The sequence below is a fragment of the Blastomonas sp. genome, assembly GCF_041747255.1.
Taxonomy (GTDB): Bacteria; Pseudomonadota; Alphaproteobacteria; order Sphingomonadales; family Sphingomonadaceae; genus Blastomonas.
Genome location: NZ_JBGTFM010000511.1, coordinates 1 through 5,016, shown reverse-complemented (window position 1 = coordinate 5,016; position 5,016 = coordinate 1). Strand labels below are relative to the sequence as shown.

Below are 5,016 nucleotides of genomic sequence, written 5' to 3'. Positions count from 1 at the left end.
GACCCAGCCGATGTTGCTTTGGGTGGAGCCACCCGCCGCCAACCCCCGCGCCGCCGCAGTGACGGTGTTTGCCGACGACGACAGATCGAGCGTGACATTCCGGCCCACCGCGACCTCGCCCGGCGCGGTGATCGTCATTTTTGCGGCGGTCAGCGTAACTCTGCCATCCGCGCCGACCTCCATCGCCGATGCCTGCTGGGTGCCGATGTTGACCGAGCGGTTGACCAGATCGCGCGCCGCCGATGCGGTAATCAACAGCGATCCGCCGCGCGCATCGACCACGCCGCCGATATCAACCAGCGCGCCCTTGTCATCGAGCCGCGTGACGGCATCGCCGACCTGAAAGCGGATCAAATTGTCGCCATGCAGATCGAGCGTGAACGCCTGTGCGCCGCCAAACGCGATCTTGCCCAGCCTCGCGGTGATGATGCCCTGGTTCGCCACCTGCGGCGCGACGAACGCCGCGATGCCTGCATCGCGTATCGTGATCGTGCCCTGGTTGACGATCCGCGCATCGCCGCCCCCCGTCCGGTCAAAGCGCAGCGCGCCGCCCGCCATGAAGGCATCATTGCCAATGTCGGCGCTGGTCGCGACCAGCCCGGCAACATCAACGCGCGCATCCTTGCCAAACACGATGCCGTTGCCATTGATCAGATAGACCTGCCCGTTGGCGGTGAGTTCGCCCATGATCTGGCTGATCTCGGGCCCCGTTACCCGGTTCAATGCGATCGAACGCGCATTGGGCTGGCGGAAATCGACGCCCTGGCCTGCACCGATGGAGAACGAATCCCAGTTTATGATCGTGCGGTCGCTGCTTTGGTCGATTCGCACCCGGTCGGTGCCCTCGCCGCTGATGCTTGCCTGCCCCGCGACCACCTTGCCGCCCGCCGGATTGGCGAGCGCGGGGGTGATGCCCAGCATTGCGAACCCCGCCACCGAGCAGAACAGCGCGCGGCGCATTGCGGCGCGCGCATGGTCATCACGACGGGACAAGTGTCTGATGCCGGTCATTGCGTGGCCCCCACCGAGAAGAAGATGCGCGGATCGTTGGTGCCATCGGGCGAAAAGCGCGCGACCCCCGGCCATGCGGCATAGACCTCGCCGACAAGCCCGTAAGGCAGGCTGACGCGGGTGCCAAACCCGGCGGACCACAATTTTACCACGCGTTCCTCGGCAAAATCGAGCGGGCCGGTCTGGCGCAGGATGCCGCCATCGATGAATGCGAACGGCTGAACAAAAACGGGGCCGATCGCGACGCCATGGTTGATCTCCGCCGCGCCATTGACGCAGTGATCGCCACCCGCCGATCCAAAATCATAAGCGCGGCCAAACTGGTCACCGCCGTAATTGCATTCGCGCGATGCCGCCGCGCCGCCGTGCAGCGCCATCTGCGCCTCGGCATTGATCCGGATACGCGGGCCGCCCGCCATCAGCGGCGCGCTCCACACCAGCGCAGCGGTCAGTGCGGTAAACTCCGGGTCGCCCTGGGTGCGGCTGCGCAAGGGATTGAACCGGCCGGTGGCCCCCAAACCGTCGACCCCTTGCGCAAGGCCCAGCCGCACCAGCCCGGTTGCGCCGCGGCTGTCGGCCCAGTCGTAGCTGCCATAGATTTCATAGAAACGGCTGCGGTCATCGATCAGCGTCACGCCAAAGATGCCGCTGTCAGAATTGATCGCGGTGCCTTCAATGCCGACATACAGGCTGGCATTGCGGGTGCGGCGCAGCGGGTATGCAAGCCCGGCGCGAAATACCTCTTCGTCGCCTTCGAACTGCAGGATCGACAGGAAGCCGCGCACAGCGCGCGAACGCGCACGCGAGTATGACACCGTGCCGGTCAGCCCTCTGTCACCCAGCGGCGCGCGATACTGCACAAAGCCCGACAGGAAACCGTCGGTGGGCAAGGTGCCGCGGCCATCGAAGGTCAACCGGTCACCGGCTATGGCGATGGAATTGATATCGAACCCCGCGCGATAGCGCCGCTCGCCCAGGTTGTCGCGCAGCCGGTTGTCGAACTGCGCCTGCACCTGCACCGGGTCCAGATCGACCACCACCAGCAGGTTGGCGCCGCCCGGCTTGCCCTCAGACGGGCGCACCACGACCGAAACATCCATGCCGCCAAGGTCCGAACTCGTCAGGATCGCGCGCTCAAGGTCATCGATCTTCACGGCACGGCCATTGACCAAAGGCGCAAAGCGGCGGCGGATGGCATCGGTCAGCCGGGTCTCGCCCACCAGCCCGGCGCCGGACTTGAGCTGGATATCGAGCGCATCGATCCGCCCCTCGACGACCTGCAGCACGACCACTCCGTCGGTGATGTCCTGTGGCGGCACCAGCGCGAACGACAACGCATAGCCCGCCTCGGCATAGACCCGGGTCAGCAGATCGGCGGCGCGGTAGATGTCAGCGAGCGACAGCTCCTGCCCCAGAAACGGCGCGAGCGGTGCCTGCAGCCGGGTTTCGGCAATCGAATCGAAGCCGAGGATACGAAAGCGCGTGACGAGGACTTTGGTCGTGCTGTCGACGCTGTCCGGGTCGAGCCGGGGGCGGTCAATCGTGAATGGTGTGCGCGGGCGCGACTGCGGCAGCTCTGGCGCGCGGTTTTCCTGCTCAAATGTGCCCGAGGGCGGGCGCAGCGTGCCGGGTACGGTTTGCGCGCTGGCAACGCTCGCCTGGGCCGACAGCGCAAGCGCGGTCAGCGACAGCCCAAAGCCAGTCAGGCAATGAATGCGCACACGGAAAGGCACAGGCTGCGGCAGCGACATGCGGTAAGAGTTCCAATCCCCATAGGGAAACAGCAGGTGCGACCCAGCTGTGGCAAATTGGAACAGATGGCTTTACGTGGCCCCAAATCAGCCGCTTAATGCGACCAAATCAGGTCACCGCCATCTATTTTGACCGGACCCCCTTAGCCTAACGGCGCCATGGTCAATTCAGTCATCTGATGGCAAGCCAAATACACCCCTTACCTGTGCCCCTTTATGCAGTAACATTACTGAAAAGCAAGAAAATATGCTGCAGTGCAGAGTATTTGCCTGCCTTGATGTGACGTCATCCGGCAGAGGCGCGCGCCGCCTGTACCGCTGCGGCATTGCGGAACACCAAACTGCCGAGCGAGCTTAATTCGGACCATCCGGGTGACCGCCTGAACTGGCCGATGCAGCTGGGCTCAAGATAAATGATGGTGATCGGCTGCGACAGCGTGGACAACCGGTCAGCCACCGGCGCCATCACCGCGTCATCGAAGGGATCGTAAAAATAGCAGACCAGCGGCACATCGGCAGGCGGCTCATACAGCGCAGCGTCCATGCACAGCACATCGACCGGAGCGTTTAATCCGCCCTTGGCCTTGATGATGTCGCGGTTGTGCAGGGCAATGTCGACCAGCTCGGCGGCGAACTCGACCCCAATGACGCGGGCAAAGGGGAATTGCGCCGCCTCAAACAAGGCCCGCCCCTTGCCGCAGCCATAGTCGATGAAGGTGGTCGCGGCAAAATCGACGCCCAGATCAGCGAACCAGCCCGGCATGTCAGCGCCGTTGCTCGCCTGATAGCGGCGGGCATGCGCGGCGACGCGTGCATCAACATCCAACGTGTGCAGCTCGCGCACCGCAAAAGTATCGGTGCCCCAGCGGTCGTCAAATGCCTGAAACTGGCGGTTGCGGCGCTGCGCCTGCGGCGTCATCTCGCGCACATGATAGGCAATGTTATGCCCGGCCAGGCGGATGATTTCGGCCGGGGATCGACCCTTGAGGCGATTGACCAGAGTTTGCAGCATGTCGCGGACCTCACCGGTTGCAGACGGCCCGCACGAATGCGCGGATATCGTCGCTTACGGGTATGACAAGACGTGCAGCAAACCAAGCCGATTAACCAGACGGAAGCCACAATCCCCGCGCATTCTGCAGCAAATGGCGCACCAAAGCGGTGGCGAGGCGCGTGCTGCCCCGTATCAGGACGGGTTGCGCGAGAAAGTTACCGACGCCCGCCGGACCTGACCCGATCCACGGCGCCTCAACAAGATGATGCGTCTCGCCCGGGAGCAGCCGAGCGCCGTAGCGTCATCGCAAAACAGACCGCATCTGCGCGCACGCGCAACCCAGACATACCGCCACATGTCTGTCGATCGCGCTTTGCTTTTGTGCCCTTCCGGTGCAAAATGCACCACAATCAAACCATGATGATCAGGATGAGCGAGATGACCGAAGACAACAATCTGGACAGCTTCCGCGCCGAGGTGCGCGCCTTTCTTGATGCCGAACTGCCCGCCGACAAACGTTTTGTCGCCGATGGCTTTGCCAATTCCAGCAAGGAGATGACCGCCTGGTGGCAGGGCGTGAAGGCCAAGCGCGGCTGGGGCGCACCTGGATGGCCCAAGGCTTATGGCGGCTGCGAATGGTCGGTCGCCAAAAAGCGCATCTTCGCGGACGAATGCACCCGCGCAGGCGCGCCATCGGGCAGCCCGTTCGGCACCACCATGGTCGGCCCGGTGATCTACACCTTCGGATCAGAAGAGCAGAAGGCCGAGCATCTGCCGCACATTCTTGATGGATCGCGCTTCTGGTGTCAGGGCTATTCAGAGCCGGGCGCAGGCTCTGACCTCGCCAGCCTGAAGACCCGCGCGATCCGGGACGGCGACGATTATATCGTCAACGGCCAGAAGACCTGGACAACGCAGGGCCACTGGGCGGACTGGATTTTCTGTCTGGTGCGCACCAACACCGAGGTGAAGGCGCAAAGTGGCATCTCGTTCCTGCTGATCGACCTCAACACGCCGGGCATCGAGGTGCGACCGATCCGCACCATCGATGGCATGCATCACCTCAACGAGGTGTTTTTCAGCGATGTGCGGGTGCCGGTGCGCAATCTGGTTGGCAACGAGAACGACGGCTGGACCTATGCCAAGTTCCTGCTGGGCAATGAGCGCGCCAGCATCGCGGGCGTCGCGCGCACGTCGGGAGATATGGCGCGGATGCGCCACTGGGCGGCATCGACCGCGCATTTCATTCACCCGCCGATC

The 5,016-nt window shown here is 63.7% G+C and carries 4 protein-coding genes; 1 reads left to right on the top strand and 3 read right to left on the bottom strand.

What is annotated here, in order from left to right:
• The 3 genes from ACEW8G_RS16990 to ACEW8G_RS16980 form a co-directional block, all read right to left on the bottom strand.
• Positions 1 to 1,011 (bottom strand): filamentous hemagglutinin N-terminal domain-containing protein (locus tag ACEW8G_RS16990; RefSeq protein ID WP_373489572.1); only part of this gene is annotated, 1,011 nt, incomplete at its 3' end.
• Entirely contained in the window at positions 1,008 to 2,762 is a 1,755-nt protein-coding gene (locus ACEW8G_RS16985) for a ShlB/FhaC/HecB family hemolysin secretion/activation protein (protein ID WP_373489571.1), read from the bottom strand. The genes ACEW8G_RS16985 and ACEW8G_RS16990, both read right to left, overlap by 4 nt.
• 286 nt (positions 2,763 to 3,048) lie before the next feature.
• Positions 3,049 to 3,774, bottom strand: a complete 726-nt coding sequence (locus ACEW8G_RS16980) for a hypothetical protein (RefSeq protein WP_373489570.1) — start codon at positions 3,772 to 3,774, stop codon at positions 3,049 to 3,051.
• Positions 3,775 to 4,185: 411 nt separating this feature from the next.
• Here ACEW8G_RS16980 and ACEW8G_RS16975 point away from each other — a divergent pair.
• A partial coding sequence (locus tag ACEW8G_RS16975; RefSeq protein WP_373489569.1) for an acyl-CoA dehydrogenase family protein occupies positions 4,186 to 5,016 on the top strand: 831 nt, incomplete at its 3' end.

Bases quoted from the DNA above. Each gene is read 5' to 3' on its own strand.
- ACEW8G_RS16985 (WP_373489571.1), bottom strand. From the start codon at position 2,762: ATGTCGCTGCCGCAGCCTGTGCCTTTCCGTGTGCGCATTCATTGCCTG.
- ACEW8G_RS16980 (WP_373489570.1), bottom strand. From the start codon at position 3,774: ATGCTGCAAACTCTGGTCAATCGCCTCAAGGGTCGATCCCCGGCCGAA.